Origin of the sequence: Caenimonas soli (genome assembly GCF_013155545.1) — a bacterium.
Taxonomy (GTDB): Bacteria; Pseudomonadota; Gammaproteobacteria; order Burkholderiales; family Burkholderiaceae_C; genus Ramlibacter; species Ramlibacter soli.
The window spans coordinates 149,862-171,557 of record NZ_JABJVV010000011.1; the positions used below are offsets into that span (position 1 = coordinate 149,862).

Here is a 21,696-nt window from a genome sequence, read left to right on the forward strand (position 1 = left end):
TTCGATGGCGCAGTCGGCGCGCAGCTTCGTTCTGGCTCTGCAGTACTTCACGCGGGTGCCCATCCCTGGCGCATTGGCGCAGTGGACCGGCTACAGCGCCGAGCTGCAGCGCACCAGCCTGGCGCATTTCCCGGGCATCGGGTTCCTGGTGGCGGCCGTGGCGATCGCCTGCTACTGGGTCGCCGCGCAACTGCTGCCGGCAGCCGCCTTGACGCCCCTGATCGCCGCGGTGCTGTCCACCATGGCCACGCTGGTGCTGACCGGCGCGCTGCACGAGGATGGCCTGGCCGACACCGCGGACGGACTTGGCGGCAGCGCCGAGCGCGAGCGGGCGCTCGAGATCATGAAGGATTCGCGCATCGGCAGCTTCGGGGCGCTGGCGCTGATGCTGATCTTGCTGATGAAGATGGGGCTGCTGGCCCTGATGGGGTCCGCGGGCGGGATGCCCGCCGTGGCGGCGGCACTTTTCGGGGGCCACGCGATCTCGCGTGGCCTCGCACTCGTGGTCGTTGCCAGCCTGCCCCACATCGGCCAGGCGGCGACTTCCAAGTCGATCGAAGTCGCCGCGCGGATCGAATGGCCGAGTCTGGCCGTCGCCGTGCTCTGGTGCCTGCCGGCACTGGCGCTGGCCGCGGAGCTCACCTCGCCGGCCTTCGCCGTCGTCGCGACCGCTGCGGCCGTCTGCGCCGTGCTGTGGATGCGCCGCGTGCTCGTCCGGCGCTTGCAGGGGTTCACCGGCGACTGCCTGGGCGCCACCCAGCAGCTGTGCGAATGCGCGTTCTACCTGGGCGCCGCCCTGACGCTTGGGGCGGATTGACGATGCGGCTCTGGTTGGCGCGTCACGCCCGCCCACTGGTGGAAGAAGGCCTGTGCTACGGGGCGCTGGATGTCGCCGCCGACGAGAACGAGACAGCCGCCGCCGCGCAGCAGCTTGCCCAGGTGCTGCCGCACGGTGTTGATGTGTTGAGCTCGCCGCTGCGGCGTTGCACGGATCTGGCGCGGGCCCTGGCCGGCTTGCGACCCGATCTGGTGCCTCGGGCGGACCCGCGGCTGGCCGAGATGGACTTTGGTTCCTGGGAAGGCCGGCCATGGAAGGCGCTAGCCCGGGCCGAGATCGATGCCTGGACCAGCGATTTCGCCGCCTATCGCGCGGGCGGCACCGGGGAGAGCGTGTCTCAGTTCGCCGCGCGTGTGGACGGGCTGCTGCACCAACTGCGCGCATCCGGCCGCGATCAGGCCTGGATCGCGCACGCAGGGGTGTTCAAGGTGCTGGTGCGGCGCCTCGATGGCAGGGCCCTGGACCACGCGGCCGACTGGCCGGTCGAAGCGCTGGATTGGGGCCGCTGGCATCTGTTCCGCATCGACGACTGAGGCCCTGGGGACAACGCCTGTTGTGTACGGGTCCGCCACGGTCTATGCTTGCATCGTCGCCACAACAAGGGAGCTCGCCATGTACAAGCGGATTCTGTTGGCCTATGACGGCTCAGACGCCGGCCAGAAAGCTCTGCTGGACTGCCGGGAATTGGCCGAGTGGAGCCAGTCTGCGCTCTTCCTGATCGCGGTCATGCCGTCGGCCATGAGCTTCGTCGGACTCGAGGGCGGTGTCTATGACATGGAGCTCGAGGAACGCGAGAAGAAGAAGTACCAGGCCGTGCTCGAAGATGGCTTGCGCCGCTTGGCCGAGGCCGGCTATGTGGCGCGGGGCGAGGTGCTGGTCGGCGAGGCCGTCGACGAGATCACCAAGTACGCCAAGAAGACCGAGGCCAACCTGATCGTCGTGGGCCACAAGCACCTGAACAGCTGGGCCGCCCGCTGGTGGCGCGGCTCGATCTCCGGAGCCCTGATCGAGCATGCGCCCTGCAGTGTCCTGGTGGTCATCACGCAGTAACCGGCGCGTCTTCCATGCACATTCCCGTATCGAGCCGGGCGCCGGACCGTGCCGCCGCGCTCGCGCAGTATCGCCGCCGCGCCCAAGGCTACGACACCGAGCTGGCGCTGTTCGAGCCCATCCGCAGTGAGGCCATCGCCCTGCTGGACCTGCGTCCGGGGGACACGGTGATCGACGTCGGTTGTGGCACGGGCCTGAGCTTCGAGCCGCTGCACCGCCGCGTCGGCAGGAAAGGCCGCATCGTAGGCATCGAGCAATGTCCCGAGATGATGGCCAAGGCGCAGGCTCGCGTGCAGGAGCACCACTGGCAAGACGTCGAGCTGGTGTGCGCGCCTGCGGAGACAGCGCATGTATCGGTACAGGCTGATGCGGCTTTGTTTCACTTCACGCACGACATCGTTCGCGATGACGCGGCCTTGGCCAATATCTTTGCCCATCTCAAACCGGGCGCCCACGTGGTGGCGTCGGGCCTGCAATGGGCCGCGCCCTGGATGTGGCCCACCAATGCCTTCGTTCTGCTGGCGGCGGTATATTCCGTCACCTCGTTCGAGGGACTGGGCCATCCGTGGGATAGGCTGACCGCACACCTGCGTGACGTGCAGGTGCGCACCACGCTGATGGGCGGCATCTATATCGCCAACGGAATTTACGAAGAATGAATCTCACCCGGCTTTGGCGCATTGGTGCCGCCGTCCTGCTGTCTGCCGTGCTTGCCTCCTGTGCCGGGGCGCCCCAGGCCCAGGCCAAACCCAAGCTCGTTGTCCTGTTGGTGATCGACGGCTTGCCGCAGCGTCAGGTGCTGGCTTACCGCGACCAGCTCGCGCCCGACGGCCTGGCCCGTTTCCTGGACAGGGGCGCCTGGTTCGCCGATGCCCACTATGGCCACGCCTTCACCGTCACGGCCGCAGGCCACGCGACCATGCTCACCGGCGCCTACCCGCACCGCAGCGGCATCATCGGCAACGACTGGCGCGACGTGAACACCGGCGCCGAGGTCTATTGCACCGGCGACTCCTCGGCCAGCTACATCGGCCACAAGACCAACGCACTGGACGGCACCAGCCCGAAAAACCTGAAGGCGGAAACAGTGGGCGACGTGCTGCGACGTGTCGACGTCCGCTCCAAGGTCATCGGCATCTCCGGCAAGGACCGCGGCGCCATCCTGCCCGCCGGCAAGACCGGCACTGCCTACATGTACATGGGCGCCAGCGGACAGTTCGCCTCCAGTACCTACTACATGAAGCAGCACCCGGCGTGGGTCGATGCCTTCAATGCACGCAAGCCGGCGGACCGCTATTTCAAGACCGAGTGGAAGCCGCTGCTGCCCGACGCCGCCTACACCCGCTCCCTCCCCGACAGCCAGCCCTGGTTCGGGCCGCGCGGCGGCAAGCTGCCGATGATGATGGGCGTGGCGGCCGACGATGCGCCGGGCCCGGCGTACTACAGTGCCTTGCTGCGCAGCCCCTTCGCCGACATCCTCTCGCTCGAATTCGCGCGGGCCGCGATCGCGGGCGAGCAGCTGGGGCGCGACGATGCGCCCGACATCCTGTCCGTGAGCCTGTCGGGCCACGACTACGTCAATCACCAGTGGAGCGCCGAGTCGCGCATCTCGCACGACCACATGCTGCAACTCGATCGCATGCTCCAGGCGTTCTTCGGCGACCTGGACGCTGCGGTGGGCAAGGACAATTACATCGCCGTGCTGACGGCGGACCATGGCTTCATGCCCGCGCCGGAGCACAACCAGGCGCAAGGCCTGCCGTCCGGCCGGCTTTCGGGCAGCCAGGCCCTGGGACGCATGAATGCCGAACTGGAACGCGGCTTCGGCGCGCCCAAGCTGGCTCCCTTCATCTCGGCCTCGGCCCTGGTGCTGGATCGCAAGCAGATCGCGGCCAAGGCGCTGGACCTGGACACCGTGGCCGAAGCCGCTCGCACCATGCTGGTGGCCGAGCCGGCCGTCGCCGCGGCCTACACCCGGCGCGAGTTGGAAACCGGCAGCCGCGCCGGCGCTCCCTTCTTCGAGCAGATGCGCAAGTCCTGGAACAAGGACATTTCGGGGGACGTCCAGTACGCGCTCAAACCGGGTTGGATGGGCACCTCCAGCTCCTCCGTCACCACGCACGGCTCACCCCATCCTTACGACACCCATGTCCCCATCCTTGTCTATGGTCCGAGGTGGGTGAAGGCGGGGCGCGTGGACAGCCGCGTCGAAGTTGCCGACATCGCGCCCACGCTGGCACGGTTGCTGGGGGTGCCCGCGCCCTCCGCCAGCGAGGGAAAGCTGCTGCCTCTGGCTGCGCCCTGACGGCCGTAAGCCGAGGCGCCGTCACTTTGCAAGACTTTTACCTACGCGGGCTCGCGCCGCCCGCCGATGGCTCGACGGCGGCATTAGGATCAAGCTGCATCCGACAAGGAGATCCATGGACCCGCAGCCGCCGTACGATTCGCAAGCACCTCTGGCCGGGGCAGAACCGCCGCGGCGGCGCATCAGCCGGCGCGCGACCCTCATCGGCAGCGTCATCGCCCTCCTGGTGGTCGGCGGCCTCGGCTGGCTGGCCTGGGAACTGACCCATCCTGAGACGCCGGCGGTGGCTGAAGGCGGCCGGGCCGGTGCGGGTGCCCGTTCCGGTGGCGGCGCGGGAGGGGCGGGCGGTGGTCGCGCCGGCGGCGGTGGCGGCGGTGGCGGCGGGCGAGGTGCGGCCACGACGGTCGGCATAGCGGTAGCGGAGCGCGTCGACATTCCCATCGCCATCGACGCGCTGGGTACCGTCGTGCCGCAGTCCACCGTGCGGGTGCGGCCCCAGGTCGCGGGCGTGCTGCAGCAAGTTCTCTACAAGGAAGGCCAGATGGTGCGCAAGGGCGACCTGCTGGCTCTCATCGATCCGCGCCAGTTCCAGATGTCGTTGCAGCAGGCATCGGGCCAGCGCATGCGCGACGAGGCGCAGCTGGAAGCGGCCCGCGTCACCCTGCAGCGCTTTCGCACCCTGCTGCAACAGGACTCCATCGCGCGCCAGGAGGTCGATACGCAGGCCGCGCTGGTCAAGCAGCTGGAAGCGGCGGTGGTCATGTCCAAGGCCAACGAGGGCACGGCACGGCTGAACCTGGGCTACACCCGCATCGTGGCTCCGATCGGCGGCCGCGTCGGCCTGCGTACCGTGGACGTGGGCAATGTGGTCAGCACGAGCGACGCTAACGGCGTGGCGCTGATCACGCAGATCTCGCCGATCGACGTCGAGTTCGCCATCCCGCAGGACCAGGCGCCCATGCTGCAGCAGAACGCCGGCGCTTTCATGGAAGCCAAGGCACTGGACCGCACCCGAACCACAGTGCTGGACACCGGCGTCTTCGCCTCGCTGGACAACCAGGTCGATACCCAGACCGGCACCGTGCGCGCCAAGGCCCGCTTCAACAATGCGCGGCTGGCGCTGTTTCCCAGCCAATTCGTCAACGTGCAGTTGAACGTGCGCACCATCAAGGACGCTGTGGTCGTGCCCGTGGCCGCCGTGCGCCATGGCAGCACCGGCGACTATGTGTTCGTGCTCAAGGACGACCGCACCGTCGCCGTCAGGCAGGTCACGCGCGGCCAGGCGACGGTCGACAAGGTGCAGATCGCGACCGGGCTGGAAGTGGGTGAGCGCGTGATCACCGAGGGTGCGGACCGGTTGCGCGAAGGTTCGCGCGTAGTCCTGCCCGGCGATGCACCGGGCGGCCGCATGCGGGGTGCGCCCGGCGCCGTGCCGCCGGAGGCCGCCGCCTCGGGCGCGCAACGCATGGGGGCGGGCGGCGGGAGTGGTGAGAGAGGTGAGCGCAGGCGCCGGCGCGAAGCCGAGGCACCCGCCGCAACGACGCAATGAGCCCGTCGCAGCCTTTCATCCTGCGGCCGGTTGCGACCTCGCTGCTGATGCTGGCCATTGTGCTGGCGGGCATCGTCGGATTCCGTTTCTTGCCGCTGTCGGCCTTGCCGCAGGTCGATTACCCCACCATCCAGGTGCAGACGCTGTATCCCGGCGCCAGCCCGGAAGTGATGGCGCAAACCGTCACGGCGCCGCTGGAGCGGCAGTTCGGCCAGATGCCGGGGCTTTCACGCATGAGCTCGACCAGCGCGGCCGGCGTCTCCATCGTCACCCTGCAATTCGGCCTGGGCCTGGCGCTCGACGTCGCGGAGCAGCAGGTGCAGGCCGCGATCAACGCGGGCGGCTCGCTGCTGCCGGCCGACTTGCCCGCGCCGCCCGTGTACGCCAAGGTCAACCCGGCCGATGCACCGGTGCTCACGCTGGCGATGACATCCGACACGCTGCCCCTGACCGAGGTACAGAACATCGCCAACACCCGGCTGGCGCTGAAGATCAGCCAGGTGACGGGCGTGGGCCTGGTCACGCTGTCCGGCGGCCAGCGGCCCGCCGTGCGCATCCAGGTCGATACCCGCGCACTGGCCTCCTATGGCCTGACCCTGGACAACGTGCGCACGGCCATCACCGCAGCCAACGCCAACAGCGCCAAGGGCAGCATCGACGGCCCGACTCGCGCCTACACCATCAACTCCAACGACCAGTTGCTCGCGGCGGCCGACTACCAGAACCTGATCGTGGCCTTCAAGAACGGCGCGCCGATCCGGCTGGCCAACGTGGCGCAGGCGGTGGAGAGCGCGGAGAACGTCAAGCTCGGCGCCTGGGCCGTCATCGGCGGGCAGCTCAAGCCGGCCATCATCCTGAACGTGCAGCGCCAGCCCGGCGCCAACGTGATCGCCACCGTGGACGCCATCAAGGAGCGCCTGCCTGAATTGACGGACGGTATGCCGGCGTCGATCAAGGTCGATGTGCTGAGCGACCGCACCACGGGCATCCGGGCGTCGGTCCATCATGTGCAGATCGAGCTGATCCTGGCGGTGCTGCTGGTGGTGCTGGTGATCTTCGCCTTCCTGCACAGTCCGCGCGCAACCCTGATCGCCAGCCTGGCGGTACCGATTTCCCTCATCGGCACCTTCGGCGCGATGTATTTGCTGGGCTACAGCCTGAACAACCTGTCGCTGATGGCGCTGACCATCGCCACCGGCTTCGTCGTCGATGACGCGATCGTGATGATCGAGAACATCGCCCGGCATATCGAGGACGGCGAGCCGCCGATGCAGGCGGCGCTGAAGGGCGCGACCGAGATCGGCTTCACCATCATTTCTCTGACCGTGTCGTTGATCGCCGTGCTGATCCCGCTGCTCTTCATGGGCGATGTGGTGGGGCGGCTGTTCCGCGAGTTCGCGGTGACGCTGGCCATCACCATACTGATCTCGGCGGTCGTTTCGCTGACCCTGGTGCCCATGATGTCGGCGCGCTGGCTCACCGCGCACCCGGGCGGCGAGACCGGCTGGGGCGGGGCCATGCAGCGCCGCTTCGACCGGTTGGTCGAGCACTACGACGGCTGGCTGGGCTGGGTGCTGGAGCGCGAGAAGCTGACGCTGCTGGTGGCCCTGGCAACGCTGGTGCTGACCGTGCTGCTCTATATCTGGATTCCCAAGGGCCTGTTCCCCACGCAGGACACGGGGCAACTGCAGGCGCGGGTCGAAGCCTCGCAGTCGGTCTCTTACACCCGCATGGCGCAGCTGCAGCAGGAAGTCGCGCGGCAGCTGATGGAAGACCCGGACGTCGAGACGCTGAGCAGCTTCGTCGGTGTGGACGCCGCCAACAACACCATGCTGCATACCGGCCGCATGCTGATCAACTTGAAGAGCGGCCACGACAACCAGCAGCGCGTGATCGACCGGTTGCGCGCCAAGGCGCAGCGCGTTCCCGGCATCGTGCTGTACCTGCAGCCCACGCAGGACCTGACCATCGACGCCGAATCGGGGCCGACGCAGTACCGCCTGGCGCTCGAAGGCGCGGACAACGCCACGGTGGTGGAGTGGGCCGGCAAGCTGGTTCAGCAACTGCGCACCGTCAGCAAGGTACGCAACGTGGTCACCGACGCCGATGCGTCCGGCGCCGCGGTGTACGTCGACATCGACCGCGATACCGCCGCGCGCCTGAACATCTCGGCCGCAACCATCGACGAAGCACTCTATAGCGCGTTCGGCCAGCGCATCGTCTCGACCATCTTCACCCAGACCAACCAGTACCGCGTGATCCTCGAGGCGCGCCCCGATGCGGCCGCCACGCCGGCGTCGCTGGGGATGGTCCAGTTGCGCACGTCGTCGGGCGATTCCACGCCCTTGTCCGCGGTCGCCAAGATCGTCGAGCGGCGCGCGCCGCTGCAGATCACCCACGTGGCGCAGTACCCGGCGACCACCATTGGCTTCGACACGGCGTCGGGCGTGGCGCTGGGTACGGCGGTGAGCGCGATCCGCGACGCGGCGAAGGACATCAAGCTGCCCCCGGGCGTGAGCATGACCTTCCTGGGTGCATCGGGCGCCTACGAGGCTTCGCTCACCAACCAGCTGTGGCTGATCCTGGCCGCCGTCATCTGCGTGTACATCGTGCTGGGTGTGCTGTACGAGAGCTATATCCACCCGCTGACGATCCTTTCCACCTTGCCGTCCGCCGGCGTCGGGGCGCTGCTGGCACTGCTGGTCACCGGCAACGACCTGGGGGTGATCGGCATCATCGGCATCATCTTGCTGATCGGCATCGTCAAGAAGAACGCGATCATGATGATCGACTTCGCCATCGACGCCGAGCGCACCGAGGGCAAGTCGCCGCGCGACGCCATCCGCCAGGCCGCGCTGCTGCGCTTCCGGCCCATTCTCATGACCACGCTGGCGGCCCTGTTCGCCGCCGTGCCGCTGATGCTGGGGTGGGGCGAGGGCGCCGAGCTGCGCCGGCCGCTGGGCCTGGCGATCTTCGGCGGTCTGATCGTGAGCCAGATGCTGACGCTGTTCACCACACCGGTGATCTATCTGGGGTTTGATCGGTTGGGGAGGCGGTGGAACAAGGGCGCTGGCATCCCGGGCTCGACCCGGGATCCACGGCTCGGCATGGACGCCAAGTCATGAACCTCTCCGAGCCCTTCGTCCGCCGCCCGGTCGCCACGGTCTTGCTGACCATTGGCATCGCGCTGGCCGGCATAGGCGCTTTCTTCATGCTGGCCGTGGCGCCGCTGCCGCAGGTCGACTACCCCGTGATCACGGTCAACGCCAGCCTGCCGGGCGCCAGCCCGGACACCATGGCGACCAGCGTCGCCACGCCGCTGGAGCGAAGGCTGGGGGTGATCGCGGGGGTCAACGAAATGACCTCCAGCAGCGGCAACGGGTCCACCCGCATCAGCCTGCAGTTCGACCTGAACCGCAAGATCGACTCCGCGGCCCGCGAGGTGCAGGCCGCCATCAACGCCGCCCGCGCCGACCTGCCATCGACGCTGCGCAGCAACCCGACCTACCGCAAAGCCAATCCCTCGGCAGCGCCGGTGATCATCCTGGCGCTCACCTCGCCCACGCGCTCGCCGGGCCAGATCTACGACGCCGTCTCCAACGTCGTGCAGCAGAAGATCGCCCAGGTGCAGGGCGTCGGCGATGTCGAGCTGGGTGGCGGATCGCTTCCTGCTGTGCGGGTCGAGTTGCTGCCCTTTGCATTGAGTCGCTACGGCGTCAGCAGCGAAGACGTGCGCGCGGCCCTGCAGGCCAGCAATGCCAATCGTCCCAAGGGCACCATCGAAGGGACGGGGCGGCAGCTGCAGATCTACACGGGCAGCCGTGCTTCCGATCAGGGTCGGCCCATGGCTGCGGACTATCGCGGCTTGGTCGTCGCGTGGCGCGATGGCGCGGCGATTCGGCTGTCCGACATCGCCGAGATCACGGACAGCGTGGAGAACGTCAACACGCTGGGTCTGTTCAACGGCGATCCGGCCGTGGTCGTGCTGGTCACCTTGCAGCCGGGCGCCAACGCCATCCAGACCGTGGACAGCGTGCGCGACTTGCTGCCCGAGCTGCAGGACCAGCTGCCCAAGGACATCAAGCTGCAGGTCGCGACCGACCGCACCAACTCGATCCGCTCTTCGCTGCACGAGGTCGAGATCACGCTGCTGATCGCCGTGGCGCTCGTCGTGATCGTGGTCAGCGCCTTCCTGCGCAGCGTTCGCGCCACCATCATTCCCGCCGTGGCCACCGTGGTCTCGTTGCTCGGCACCTTCGGCGTCATGTACGTGCTGGGGTTCTCGCTCAACAACCTGAGCCTGATGGCGCTGACGGTGGCCACCGGCTTCGTGGTGGACGACGCCATCGTGGTGCTGGAGAACACCAGCCGCCACATCGAGGCCGGCATGGACCGCTTCCAGGCGGCGCTGCTGGGTGCGCGCGAGGTCGGCTTCACGGTGCTGTCGATCAGCCTGTCACTGGTGGCGGTGTTCATCCCGCTGCTGTTCATGGGCGGCCAGGTGGGCCGGTTGTTCCGCGAATTCGCGGTGACCTTGTCGGCCGCGGTGATGATCTCGCTGCTCATCTCGCTCACCACCACGCCGATGATGTGCGCCTGGCTGCTTCGGCCTGACGCGCACGAGCGGCCGCCGGGGCGGATCTCCCGCTGGTTCGAACGCGGCTTCGCGCGCGTGCAGCGCGGCTACGAGCACAGCCTGGACTGGGCGCTGTCGGCGCAGTGGCTGGTGCTGGGCGTCCTGGCGCTGGTGATCGGCTTGAACGCCTACCTCTTCATCATGATCCCCAAGGGCTTCTTCCCGCAGCAGGATACCGGCCAGATCCAGGGCGGCCTGCGCGCCGACCAGAGCATCTCGTTCCAGGCTATGCAGGAGAAGCTGCGCCAGCTGGTCAACATCATCCGCAACGACCCGGCGGTGGACACCGTGGTGGGCTTCACCGGCGGCGGCCGCGCCGGCGGTGGCTTCCTGATGGTCAGCCTCAAGCGCGGCGCCGAACGCACCGACAAGGGCCAGGCCGTCATTGCGCGGCTGCGCCCGCAACTCGCCACCGTGACCGGCGTCAGTCTGTTCCTCAATCCGGTGCAAGACCTGCGCATGGGCGGCCGCCAGAGCAGCAGCACCTACCAGTACACCCTGAAGAGCGACAACATCGCCGATCTGCGCAGCTGGGCCACCCGGCTGGCAGAGTCCATGAAGAACCAGCCGGCGCTGGTGGACGTGGACACCGACCAGCAGGAAAACGGCGTCGAGGTCTATGTGGAGGTGGACAAGGATTCGGCTTCGCGCCTGGGCATCAATTCGCGCGACGTCGACAACGCCCTGTACAACGGCTTCGGCCAGCGCCAGGTCGCAACCATCTACGACGAGCTCAACCAATACCGCGTGATCATGGGCGTGGCGCCGCTCTACACCCGCAGTCCCGAGGCGCTCAGGGACATCTACGTGCCGGCACGCGGCACAACGGGCAGCTTCGCCACGCCGGTCAACTCCGCGGCGAACGGCACGTCCACCACGGCCAGTACCGGCTCGAGTCCCATCAACCCCGGCCTGCGCGATCAGGCGACCGGCCAGCCCGTAAGCGGCACTGCGACCACGATGGTGCCGCTTTCCGCCATCGCGCGCTTCGCGCAGCGGCCCACGGCCAGCGCCGTCAACCACCAGGACGCCGAACTCGCCACCACCATCTCGTACAACCTCGCCGAAGGCAGCAACCTGGCCGACGGCCAGGCGGCGGTGCGCCAGGCCGAGGCCGACATCGGCTTGCCGATCAACGTGCGCGGCAGCTTCCAGGGCACGGCGCGGGCGGCGCAGGACTCGCAGAAGGAGCAGCCGATGCTGATCCTGGCGGCCATCGTCGTCATCTACATCCTGCTGGGCATTCTGTACGAGAGCCTGGTGCACCCGATCACCGTCCTGTCCACGCTGCCCTCGGCCGGCGTGGGTGCGGCGCTCGCGTTGCTCATCTTCAGGATGGAGCTGTCCATCATTGCGTTGATCGGCCTGTTCCTCCTGATAGGCATCGTCAAGAAGAACGCCATCCTCATCATCGACTTCGCGCTGGACGCCGAGCGATCCCGCGGACTGTCACCCTATGCGGCCGTGCGCGAAGCCTGCCTGCTGCGCTTCCGCCCCATCCTCATGACGACGCTGGCCGCCGGGCTGGGCGCGCTGCCCCTGGCCATCGGCTTCGGCGAGGGCGCGGAGCTGCGGCGCCCGCTGGGCATCGCCATCATCGGTGGCCTGATCGCCAGCCAGATCATCACGCTCCTGACCACGCCGGTCGTCTATCTGCTGCTGGACAGGTTCCGCCGCCGCAGCCCGCTGGAGCGCCAGTTGGGGCGCCATGCCGAACCCGATCCCGAACTGCGAACGTCCTGACCCTCATGCGATACCTGCTCCCACCTTCCAAACCTGCCGTGATCGTGCTGGCGCTTGCCCTGGCGGGCTGCGCCGTCGGGCCGACCTACCAGCGGCCCGAGATGGAAACGCCCGTGGCGTTCAAGGAAGGGCGGGGCGAGTGGGTGCGCGCCATGCCGGCCGACACGCTGGAACGCGGCCCCTGGTGGGACTTGTTCAGCGACCCGGTGCTCAACGACTTGGCGTCCCGCGTGGAAGTCTCGAACCAGAACGTAGCGGCGGCGGTCGCTGCCTACGCCCAGGCCCGCGCCTTGGTGGCCGAGCAGCGCTCATCGCTTTTCCCCGTCGTCAATCTCGACGTCGGCGCCAATCGCAGCGGCGGCCGTGGCGGCACGCCCACCCGCAGCAACTACCAGGTCGGCATCGGCGGCAGCTGGGAGCCGGACGTCTGGGGCCGTTTGCGGCGCGGCGTGGACAGCGCCCGCGCCGGGGAGCAGGCGAGCCTGGCCGACCTGCAGGCCGCCAAGCTGTCGGCGCAGGGCGAACTGGCCATCAACTATTTCAACCTGCGCGAGCTCGATGCGCAGAGTGCATCGCAGGCCGAAACCATTGCCGGCTACGAGCGCACTTTCAAGATCACGCAGAACCGCTACAACGCCGGCATCGTGGCGCGCACCGACGTGCTGCAGGCCGAAACTCAGTACGCCAACGCCCGTGCCGATCAGCTGAGCCTGGAGCGCCAGCGCGCGACGCTGGAGCATGCGATTGCCGTGCTGGTGGGTCAGGCGCCCGCCAACTTCGATCTGCCGCGCAGGCCGGTGTGGGACGGCTTGGTGCCCGACGTGCCGTTCGACGTGCCCTCGACGCTGCTGCAGCGCCGTCCCGACATCGCTTCGGCCGAACGGCGCGTGGCCCAGGCCAACGAGCAGATCGGCATCGCGCAGTCCGCCTACTTTCCCAGTCTGAGCCTCTCGGGCTCGGCCGGTCTGGGCGCAGCCAGCATCGGCGACCTGTTCAGTGCCTCGGCGCTGGTCTGGTCGCTCGGCGCTTCACTGGCCCAGACCATCTTCAACGCCGGCGCCACGCGGGCGCGCGTGGAGGGCGCTCGCGCCGGCCTGGACGAAGCTGCGGCGCGCTACCGCCAGACCGTTCTGACGGCCTTCCAGGACGTCGAAGACCAGCTGGTCGCGTCACGCATCCTGCAGCAGCAACTGGCGCTGCGCCAGCAGGCCGCGCAGGCGGCAAACCTGGTGGAGCAACAGGTCCTGAACCGCTACCAGGCCGGGCAGGTCAACTACACCGAGGTCATCACCGCGCAAGTGACGGCGCAGAACGCCCGCCGGGCGCTGGTACAGGCGCAGTCGGATCGACAGGTCGCGGCGGTGGCGTTGATCCAGGCGCTGGGCGGTGGCTGGCGCGGGCTGTAGCGGCGCTTGTAACCAACTTCATCCAGCCGTGGCGTTTTGGGGCCGTGCGGCATAGACTGCCCGCATGAAGGCGTTTCGCCAGCAGATCCGCTTCGCCACCGCGGCCGACGGCGTGAAGATCGCTTTTGCCGAAAGCGGGAAGGGGCTTCCGCTGGTGCGCGCCGGCCACTGGATGACGCACCTCGAATGGGACTGGCAGACGCCGGTCTGGGGCCCGTGGCTCGAATCATTGAGCGGCCGCCATCATCTGCTGCGCTACGACTCGCGCGGCTGCGGCTTGTCGGACCGCAACGTTGCAGCAGTCACCCTGGACGATCTCGTGTCCGACCTCGAGGCGGTCGTGGATGCGGCCGGCCTGGATCGGTTCGCGCTGTTCGGAGCTTCGCATGGCGGCGCGGTGTCCATCGCGTACGCAGCGCGCCATCCGGAACGCGTGACCCATATGGTCCTGCTCGACGCGCTGGCGCGCGGCCGCCTGGTGCGCAATCCCAGCGCCTCGGAGCGCAACATGCTCGCGGCAACCGTGCGGCTGGTACTTCTGGGCTGGGGCCAGGACAACGCCGCCTTCAGGCAGATGTTCACCACGCAGTTCTTTCCCAATGCCAGCCGGGAGCAGGCTGACGCATTCAACCAACTGCAGCGCTTGTCCTGCACGCCTGAGCACGCAGGCCGCCTGATGCTCGGCTTCGCTGTGCTCGACGCATCGGCATTGCCGGCGAAGGTGCGGTGCCCCACCTTGGTGCTGCATTGCGTCGGCGACGCGCGGGTGCCTTTCGACGAAGGCCGGCTCATCGCGTCGGGCATCCACAATGCGCGCTTCGAGCCGCTTGATTCGATGAACCACATACCGCTGTCGGGCGAGCCTGCCTTCGAGGAAGCCCTCGCCCTGATCCACGACTTCCTGCCGTCGGCGCAGGGTCCGATGGCCGGCAAGGCTTTTGAACACCTGACCAGGCGCGAGCGCGAAGTGGTCGAGCTGCTGGCCCGCGGCTGTGACAACGCGCAGATCGGGGCGCACCTGGGCCTGGCGGAAAAGACGGTGCGCAACAATATCTCGGTGGTGTTCGACAAGCTGGGCGTGGAGAACCGTGCACAGGCCATCGTGCGCGCGCGAGACGCCGGCTTCGGTCATGCGGCCGAGCCCGCCCCGCATCCGTGAGAGCATCAGGATGTGCGGCGGGACACTTGTCCCGCTCGGCCTTGGCGTTAACCGCCCGAAGCGGGACGCGTGTCCCGCGACAACGCGGCTGCGTTCACATTCAATCAGGGTTCCAACTTCACGAAGAGGAACCCATCATGTCCGCTGCCGCTTCCACCGAACGTTATGCCAAGGTCATCGAGGTTTCGCGCCGCGTGCGCTGGGAAATCGACCGCGATGTCATTCGCGGCCGCGGCTTCGACCACAGCAAGACCTTCATGCCCAGCGGCCTGTCGCTGGTCGACGAGCTGCCCTTCCTAGCCGCGCAGGACAAGCGCCTGCTCAGCCAGGTTCAGGGCCGCACCTATGCCTACCTGTTCGGCCTCGTCGAGCGCTTCATCGGCGCGAAGGTGCTGGACGTCAGCCGCAATCACTGGCTGGGCGACCAAATGGCGCTGGAAGCACTGGTGCGCCTGACTGATGAAGAGCTCAAGCACCAGGAGCTGTTCCGCCGCCTGGAGGCGATGATGGCCGCCGGCATGCCGCCCGGCTACCGGCAGACGGCCGACTCCGACGCCGTCGCACAGGCCGTCCTGAGCAAGAGTACCTGGGCCGTGTTGGCGCTGACGCTGGACATCGAGCTGTTCTCGCAAGCCCACTACCGCTGCAGCATCGCGCCGCAGGACAACCTGTCCGATCTGTGGAAAGATGTGTTCCTGTTCCATTGGCGGGAGGAGTCGCAGCACGCGATCCTTGACGAGATCGAGCTGCTGGCCGAAGACGCCCGGCTGACTATGGCCGAGCGTGACGCCGCGGTGAACGACCTGATCGCGCTCGTGGGCGCGGTGGACGGGCTCGTGCAGGCGCAGGCCGCGGCCGACGCCGAGTACTTCATGCAGGCATCGGGGACGACCTTCAGCGACAAGCAGCGGGAGCAGATCAAGGAGAAAGTGCTCAAGGCCTATCGCTGGCAATACATCGTGTCCGGCGTAATGGAGCCGCGCTACCAGAAAGTGCTGTTCGGCCTGCTCGACGAGCCGCAGGCCACTCGCATCCGCAACGCCTTGGCCCCGCTGAGCTACGCAGTACCGGATCAGCCCGAGATGCCTATTCCGATGGCCGCCTAAGCCAGGAGCGAACAGGATCCCTCAATCTGTCGTCTGCAAGTTCTGCAAAGGATTGATTCACGTCAAGCAGCAGACGCGGGAGTGGACTAACGTTGCTGCATGGAACGCCGCATTCTCTTCATCATTCTGGTGGCGTTCATTGCGCTGGCTGCGCCGGCGCACGTTGTCACACAGAAGAGCAGCGTCAACGGCGTGATCGTGGCGGTCACCGCGGGCAATCTTGGCCCGGATGCCAGCGTGTGGGACTTTGCCGTCGTGCTGAGGTCGAGCCAGCAGGACCTCCCCGACGACCTGGTCTCCAACGCCGTCCTGGTCGATCCGGCAGGGAAAAAGTACAAGGCCTTGATCTGGGAGGGCGCGCCGTCCCAGGGAAATCATCGCGCCGGCGTGCTGAAGTTCATCGCCGTGGAACCGCGCCCCGATTCGATCGAGCTGCGCATCACGCGCCCCGGCGAAAAGAAGCCGCGTTCCTTCAGCTGGCTGCTCGGTAGCGGCTTGGTCGCCAGCCGCTAGCCTTCATGCCGCGCGGGGTCAGGCCTGGTGCTGGCCCAGCAGCGCCAGCATGCCGCTTTCCAACGCTTCCATCCGGCTGGCCAATTGCGGCGCGGACTGCTTGGATATCTTCATGTATTGCTGAAACGTCGCCAGCAGCGCCGGGCGATCGGGATGATGCAGCAGCGCCGTCGCCAATGCGGCCTGCAACACCTGCACCTGCGCGGTGAGCGCGAGCTGGTTGTCCATCAGGCCGTTGATGTTGTCGCTGTAGAGCGCCAGCATCTCTTCCATCTTGGTCGTGTCCATAGTCACCTTCGGGGTCAGATTTCAATTTACCTCGTCGCCCCGGGCGGCGGCGTCTTGGGCTGGTAGTCGCAATATTGGATCACAGCGCATTCCCAGCAGCGGGGTGTGCGCGCCACGCACACGTAGCGCCCATGGAGGATGAGCCAGTGATGCGCATGGGCCATGAATTCCTTGGGCACGCGCTTCAGCAGCGCCGTCTCCACTTCCATGGGATTCTTGCCCGGTGCCAGGCCGGTGCGGTTGCTGACGCGGAAGATGTGCGTGTCCACCGCCATGGTCTCCTCGCCGAAGATCACGTTCAGCACCACGTTGGCGGTCTTGCGGCCTACACCTGGCAGCGATTCCAGCGCCTCGCGCGTGCGCGGCACATCCCCTGCGTATTGTTCGACCAGGATGCGGCAGGTTTCCATCAGGTTCCTGGCCTTGGTGCGGTACAGGCCGATGGTCTTGATGTAGCCCTCCAGCCGCTCCAGTCCCAGGTCCAGGATGGCCTGCGGCGTGTTGGCGACCGGGTACAGCCGGCGCGTCGCCTTGTTCACGCCCACGTCGGTGGCTTGGGCCGACAACAGCACCGCCGTGAGTAATTCAAAAGCGCTGGTGTATTCCAGCTCCGTCTCCGGAAGCGGGTTGGCCGCCTGCAGCGTCGCGAAAAACGGGCCTATGTGATCTTTCTTCATCGGCGCCAAGTCTAGCTGCGGCGCAATAATGGCGTTCCACCCGAGGAGACCCATGAAAAAACGAAGCTTCCTGGTTGCCGGCGTTATCGCGCTGGCCGGTGCGGCCGCTGTGGCCCAGACCTATCCCAACAAGCCCATCCGTCTGGTCGTGCCATTCCCGGCCGGCGGCGCCACGGACATCTTCGCCCGCGCCGTCTCGCAAAAATTAGGCGAGAAACTGGGCACCACCATCTTCGTGGACAACAAGCCCGGCGCCGGCGGCACCATAGGTTCCGACCTGGCGGCCAAGGCGCCCGCCGACGGCTACACGCTATTGCTGGCCACGAGCAGCACGCACTCCATCGGCCCCAGCTTCGGCAACAAGCTCCCGTATGACGCCGTCGCCGACTTCACGCCCATCTCGCATGTGGGCAACGCGCCCAGCATCATGGTCGTGCCCAACGCCTCGCCCGCCAAAACGGTGAAGGAGTGGGTGGCCCACGCCAAGCAGAACCCCGGCAAGCTCAACTATGCGAGCAGCGGCAACGGCACCATCGTCCACCTCACTTCCGAGTATTTCAAGGCCCAGACCGGGCTGTACCTGGTGCACATTCCCTACCGCGGAACGGCCCTGGCCATTCCGGATCTGGTGAGCGGCAAGGTCGATGTGTTGTTCGATTCCCTGCCCAGCGGTTTGCCCCACGTGAAAGAGGGCCGTTTGCGGGCGTTGGGCATTACCTCCCTCAAGCGCTCGCCCCTGCTGCCCGATCTGCCCGCCATCTCCGAAACCGTGCCGGGCTACGAGTCGGTCACCTGGTTCGGCCTGTACGGGCCTAAGGGCGTGCCCGCCGACATCGTCGCGCGGCTGAGCGCCGGCGTGAACCAGGCACTGCAAGAGGCCGATGTGAAGGACCGGCTGGCACGATTGGGCATCGAGCCCGTGGGCGGTACGCCGGCGCAATTCGCGGCGATGGCCGACAGCGACCGTGCCAAGTGGAAGAAGATCATCCTCGATCGCAAGATCGCCGCCGAGTAACCCATCCAGCAGTCCCCCATGAACTTCGACTTCCGAAATCCCTATCCCACCGCGCGCCTGCCCGTATTCGCACGCAACGTGGTTTCCACCTCGCACCCCTTGGCGGCCCAGGCAGGGCTGCGCATGCTGTGGAAGCGCGGCAATGCGGTGGACGCCGCCATCGCCGCCGCCGCCGCCATGACCGTCTGCGAGCCGGTGAGCAACGGCCTGGGCAGCGACGCATTCGCGATTCTCTGGGACGGCAGGGAGTTGCACGGCCTCAACGCCTCGGGGCGTGCGCCCTCGGGCTGGACGCCCGACTACTTCAAGCGCAAGTACGGCTCGGACGCCAAGACGCCGCCCAAGCGCGGCATCGACGCCGTGACGGTGCCGGGCGCCGTCGCCGGTTGGGTGGCGATGAGCGAGCGCTTCGGTAAGCTGCCCTTCGCCGACCTGATGGAGCCGGCGATCGAGATCGCCGAGCGCGGCTACCTGCTGCCCATCGTGGTGCAGCAGAAATGGGCCGCCGCCACGCCGGAACTCGGCAAGCTGCCGGGCTTTGCGGAAGCGTTTTTGCCATGGGGCAGGGCGCCCGAAATCGGCGAGCTGTTCCAGTTCCCGTCGGCAGCGCGCGGACTGCGGGCCATCGCGCAAAGCAAGGGCGAAGCCTTCTACGGCGGCGAGATCGCGCAAGCCATAGAGAAATTCGCGGTGGCCAACGGCGGCAGCATCACGGCCCGCGACTTTGCCGCCTTCAAGCCCGAGTGGGTCAAACCCATCGGCAAGGACTACCGCGGCCACACGCTGCACGAGATCCCGCCCAACGGGCAGGGCATCGCCGCACTCATCGCGCTGGGCATCCTGGAGAAGTTCGATCTGGCGAGCATGCCGGTGGACGGCCCCGATTCGCAGCACCTGCAGATCGAAGCCATGAAGCTCGCGTTTGCCGACACCTACCGGTTTGTGGCCGAGCCTGCCAGCATGGAAGTGACGTCCGAGCAGATGCTGGACGACGCTTACCTCTCCAGCCGCGCCAAGCTCATCGACATGAAGCGGGCTCAGAGTTTCGGTGCGGGCAACCCTGCCAAGGGCGGCACCATCTACCTCACCACGGCCGACGAGAGCGGCATGATGGTCAGCTTCATCCAGAGCAACTTCATGGGCTTCGGCTCGGGCTGCGTCGAGCCTAATTTCGGCATCAGCCTGCAAAACCGCGGCCACGGTTTCAGCTTGAACGCGGGCCCCAACCAGGTCGCGCCAGGCAAGCGGCCGTTCCATACCATCATCCCGGCCTTCCTCACCAAGGACGGCAAGCCGGTGATGAGCTTTGGCGTGATGGGCGCCAACATGCAGCCCCAGGGCCACATGCAGACCCTGGTGCGCATGCTCGATTACAAGCAAAGCCCGCAGACCGCGTGCGACGCGCCGCGCTGGCGCTACAACGCGGGCCTGGAGATCAACGTGGAGCAGCAGCTGGACAAGGCCACCCTGCGCGAACTGCAAGCCCGCGGCCACCTCGTGGAAGTGATCAACGACAACTACCAGGATTTCGGCGCGGGCCAGTTCATCTGGCGCGCGGGTGACCCGAAGCGCGAAGGCTACATCGCCGCATCGGATTCACGCCGCGATGGTCTGGCTGCGGGTTTCTAAGGGTCGATCACTTCTTTTCGCTTAGAAATTCGCGTACCTTGTCGGCCCGGTCGCCCACGGCCTGCACTGCCTCTTTCAGTTTCTCGGGCGTGGTGTTCAAGCTCTTGGCCCAGTCGCGCAGCTCGTGCGCCTGGTTCACGTTGATGCGTTCACGGTCCTGACCACCGGATTTCGATTTGTCGTCGGGCATGACAGTCTCCTGTTCTGTTTCAGAAAGAGTCATCCTAGAAAGCCCGGGCTATTTGCCACTGTAGGACGCTGCCTTTATTACACTGCGGCTACACGAGACAGCTATGGAAATCCTGCAAGCCCACAACTTCGAGGGCGAGGTCGGCGGCAAGCCGACCCGCCTCTTCACGCTTCGCAACAGCCGCGGCATGAGCGTGAGTTTCACCAACCTGGGAGCCAAGATCCTGCAGATCGTCGTGCCCGACCGCAACGGCAAGATGGACGACGTGGCACTGGGCTACGACACCATCCAGGGCGTGATCGACGGACAGGCCAGCATAGGCGCCTTCATCGGGCGCTTCGCCAACCGCATCGCCAAGGGCCGCTTCACGCTGGACGGCGTGGAGTATGCGCTGGAGCCCAACAACAACGGCAACAGCCTGCATGGCGGACCCATGGGCTCGCGCTACCGCGTATTCGACACGGTGCAGCGCGACGCGGCGACGGCCGACCTGACGATGTACTACGAGAGCAAGGTCGATGGCTTTCCCGGCAACTTGATGTCGCGCGTCGTCTACCAGGTGACCGAGAACAACGAGCTGCTCATTCAATACGACGCGGTCACCGACAGCCCGACCGTCGTCAACATGACCTCGCATGTGTTCTTCAATCTCGCCGGCCACAGCAACACCAATGCGCGATCACTGGCGCGGCACGAGTTGATGATCAACGCCGAATCGTTCACGCCTGTCGGCAGGGACCAGATTCCCACTGGCGAGATTCAAGCGGTGGCTGGCACGCCCATGGACTTTCGGCGCCAACGCGCCATCGGCGAGCGGGTGGAGGAGGCGGCGAGGGAATTCGAGCCGCATGTGGGCTACGACCACAACTGGGTGATAGACAAGCCGCTCGGCCAACTGGGATTGGCGGCCCGGCTGTACGAACCCGAGTCGGGCCGCATGATGGAAGTGCTCAGTACCGAGCCCGGGCTGGTGTTCTTCGGCGGCAACAACCTCGAGGGCGTTGCGCCGCGCGACATGGGCAAGGGCGGCCATCTCTATGAACGGCGCAGCGCGCTGTGCCTGGAGCCGGCCCATCATCCCGATTCGCCGAACCATCCGCATTTCCCGAGCACCGTGCTGCGGCCGGGCGAGTGGTTCAGCGGGACCATCGTTTACCGGTTCAGCGTGGGCTGATCAAGCAGACGCCCCGATGACGAGCTGAGTTTGCGTGACCACCGCGCACAGCTTGCCGTCCGCGCGTTTGATCATTGTTTGCCACACCATGGTCGTGCGTCCTCGGTGCAACGCAACCGATTCACCCACAACCGTGCTATTCACCGGCGCGGCGGCGATGAACTTGGTGCTCGAGTCGGTGGTTGTCGTACGGCTCCCCTTCGGCAAGTTGAGGAACGTTCCGACCGCACCCAAGGTGTCGGCGAATGCCATGTAGGTTCCGCCGTGGAGTACGCCACCCGTCGTGCATAGGTCCGGCCGAACTTCAAGCTCGGCCAAAACGCGATCGGGCTCGGCGGAGAGCAGACGCACACCCAGCAGACCGGGAAGCAGCGGATCGAGAATCGCCTGGACGGCTGCGAGGTCATGGGTTTGCACG

19 protein-coding genes are annotated in these 21,696 nt (G+C 66.9%); 15 read left to right on the plus strand and 4 right to left on the minus strand.

From position 1 onward, the window contains the following. The first annotated feature begins 4 nt into the window (after positions 1-4). The 12 genes from HNE04_RS18215 to HNE04_RS18270 all read left to right on the plus strand — a co-directional run bounded on the left by HNE04_RS18215 (position 5) and on the right by HNE04_RS18270 (position 16,305). Complete coding sequence (locus tag HNE04_RS18215; RefSeq protein WP_172222228.1) at positions 5-817, plus strand: adenosylcobinamide-GDP ribazoletransferase; 813 nt, start codon at positions 5-7, stop codon at positions 815-817. 2 nt (positions 818-819) lie between these two features. Further along, positions 820-1,371 (plus strand): histidine phosphatase family protein, encoded by a 552-nt coding sequence (locus HNE04_RS18220; protein WP_172222231.1) that lies wholly within the window; start codon positions 820-822, stop codon positions 1,369-1,371. A gap of 79 nt (positions 1,372-1,450) precedes the next feature. Continuing rightward, a complete protein-coding gene (locus HNE04_RS18225; RefSeq protein ID WP_172222233.1) occupies positions 1,451-1,888 on the plus strand; it encodes a universal stress protein in 438 nt (145 codons plus the stop codon). Between the two features lie 14 nt (positions 1,889-1,902). After that, a complete protein-coding gene (locus HNE04_RS18230; RefSeq protein ID WP_172222236.1) occupies positions 1,903-2,547 on the plus strand; it encodes a class I SAM-dependent methyltransferase in 645 nt (214 codons plus the stop codon). Further along, on the plus strand, positions 2,544-4,193 hold the full coding sequence (locus HNE04_RS18235) for an alkaline phosphatase family protein (RefSeq protein ID WP_172222239.1): 1,650 nt from the start codon (positions 2,544-2,546) through the stop codon (positions 4,191-4,193). The genes HNE04_RS18230 and HNE04_RS18235 overlap by 4 nt, the downstream gene beginning before the upstream one ends. A 115-nt stretch (positions 4,194-4,308) precedes the next feature. After that, positions 4,309-5,742 (plus strand): efflux RND transporter periplasmic adaptor subunit, encoded by a 1,434-nt coding sequence (locus HNE04_RS18240; RefSeq protein ID WP_172222241.1) that lies wholly within the window; start codon positions 4,309-4,311, stop codon positions 5,740-5,742. After that, positions 5,739-8,867 (plus strand): efflux RND transporter permease subunit, encoded by a 3,129-nt coding sequence (locus HNE04_RS18245; protein WP_172222244.1) that lies wholly within the window; start codon positions 5,739-5,741, stop codon positions 8,865-8,867. The genes HNE04_RS18240 and HNE04_RS18245 overlap by 4 nt, the downstream gene beginning before the upstream one ends. After that, positions 8,864-12,121, plus strand: a complete 3,258-nt coding sequence (locus tag HNE04_RS18250) for an efflux RND transporter permease subunit (RefSeq protein ID WP_172222247.1) — start codon at positions 8,864-8,866, stop codon at positions 12,119-12,121. The genes HNE04_RS18245 and HNE04_RS18250 overlap by 4 nt, the downstream gene beginning before the upstream one ends. A 5-nt stretch (positions 12,122-12,126) precedes the next feature. Beyond that, positions 12,127-13,527 (plus strand): efflux transporter outer membrane subunit, encoded by a 1,401-nt coding sequence (locus HNE04_RS18255; protein ID WP_172222250.1) that lies wholly within the window; start codon positions 12,127-12,129, stop codon positions 13,525-13,527. A gap of 64 nt (positions 13,528-13,591) precedes the next feature. Further along, positions 13,592-14,686: an alpha/beta fold hydrolase gene (locus tag HNE04_RS28425; RefSeq protein ID WP_172222252.1), complete on the plus strand. Its 1,095-nt coding sequence runs from the start codon at positions 13,592-13,594 to the stop codon at positions 14,684-14,686. Positions 14,687-14,823: 137 nt separating this feature from the next. Continuing rightward, positions 14,824-15,792, plus strand: a complete 969-nt coding sequence (locus HNE04_RS18265) for a hypothetical protein (protein ID WP_172222255.1) — start codon at positions 14,824-14,826, stop codon at positions 15,790-15,792. Between the two features lie 99 nt (positions 15,793-15,891). Then, complete coding sequence (locus tag HNE04_RS18270; RefSeq protein WP_172222258.1) at positions 15,892-16,305, plus strand: hypothetical protein; 414 nt, start codon at positions 15,892-15,894, stop codon at positions 16,303-16,305. Positions 16,306-16,323: 18 nt separating this feature from the next. On the opposite strand, the gene HNE04_RS18275 is transcribed toward HNE04_RS18270, so the two are convergent. Together HNE04_RS18275 and nth are read right to left on the minus strand one after the other, a co-directional pair. Next, positions 16,324-16,593 carry a hypothetical protein gene (locus HNE04_RS18275; protein ID WP_172222261.1) on the minus strand — a complete coding sequence of 90 codons (270 nt, stop codon included), beginning with the start codon at positions 16,591-16,593 and terminating at the stop codon, positions 16,324-16,326. Between the two features lie 26 nt (positions 16,594-16,619). After that, the gene (gene nth, locus HNE04_RS18280; protein ID WP_172222264.1) at positions 16,620-17,270 is read right to left on the minus strand and encodes an endonuclease III; all 651 of its coding nucleotides are present in this window, start codon (positions 17,268-17,270) and stop codon (positions 16,620-16,622) included. Positions 17,271-17,322: 52 nt separating this feature from the next. On the opposite strand from nth, the gene HNE04_RS18285 reads away from it, so the two are divergent. After that, positions 17,323-18,285 carry a tripartite tricarboxylate transporter substrate binding protein gene (locus tag HNE04_RS18285; RefSeq protein ID WP_172222266.1) on the plus strand — a complete coding sequence of 321 codons (963 nt, stop codon included), beginning with the start codon at positions 17,323-17,325 and terminating at the stop codon, positions 18,283-18,285. A gap of 18 nt (positions 18,286-18,303) precedes the next feature. Then, positions 18,304-19,914 (plus strand): gamma-glutamyltransferase family protein, encoded by a 1,611-nt coding sequence (locus tag HNE04_RS18290; RefSeq protein WP_207717616.1) that lies wholly within the window; start codon positions 18,304-18,306, stop codon positions 19,912-19,914. Positions 19,915-19,921: 7 nt separating this feature from the next. On the opposite strand, the gene HNE04_RS18295 is transcribed toward HNE04_RS18290, so the two are convergent. After that, on the minus strand, positions 19,922-20,104 hold the full coding sequence (locus HNE04_RS18295; RefSeq protein WP_172222269.1) for a DUF3606 domain-containing protein: 183 nt from the start codon (positions 20,102-20,104) through the stop codon (positions 19,922-19,924). A 103-nt stretch (positions 20,105-20,207) separates the two neighbouring features. On the opposite strand from HNE04_RS18295, the gene HNE04_RS18300 reads away from it, so the two are divergent. Further along, a complete protein-coding gene (locus HNE04_RS18300) occupies positions 20,208-21,278 on the plus strand; it encodes an aldose epimerase family protein (RefSeq protein WP_172222271.1) in 1,071 nt (356 codons plus the stop codon). On the opposite strand, the gene HNE04_RS18305 is transcribed toward HNE04_RS18300, so the two are convergent. After that, positions 21,279-21,695, minus strand: coding sequence for a PaaI family thioesterase (locus HNE04_RS18305; protein ID WP_172222274.1), 417 nt, complete (start codon positions 21,693-21,695; stop codon positions 21,279-21,281). Between the last annotated feature and the right edge of the window lies 1 nt (position 21,696).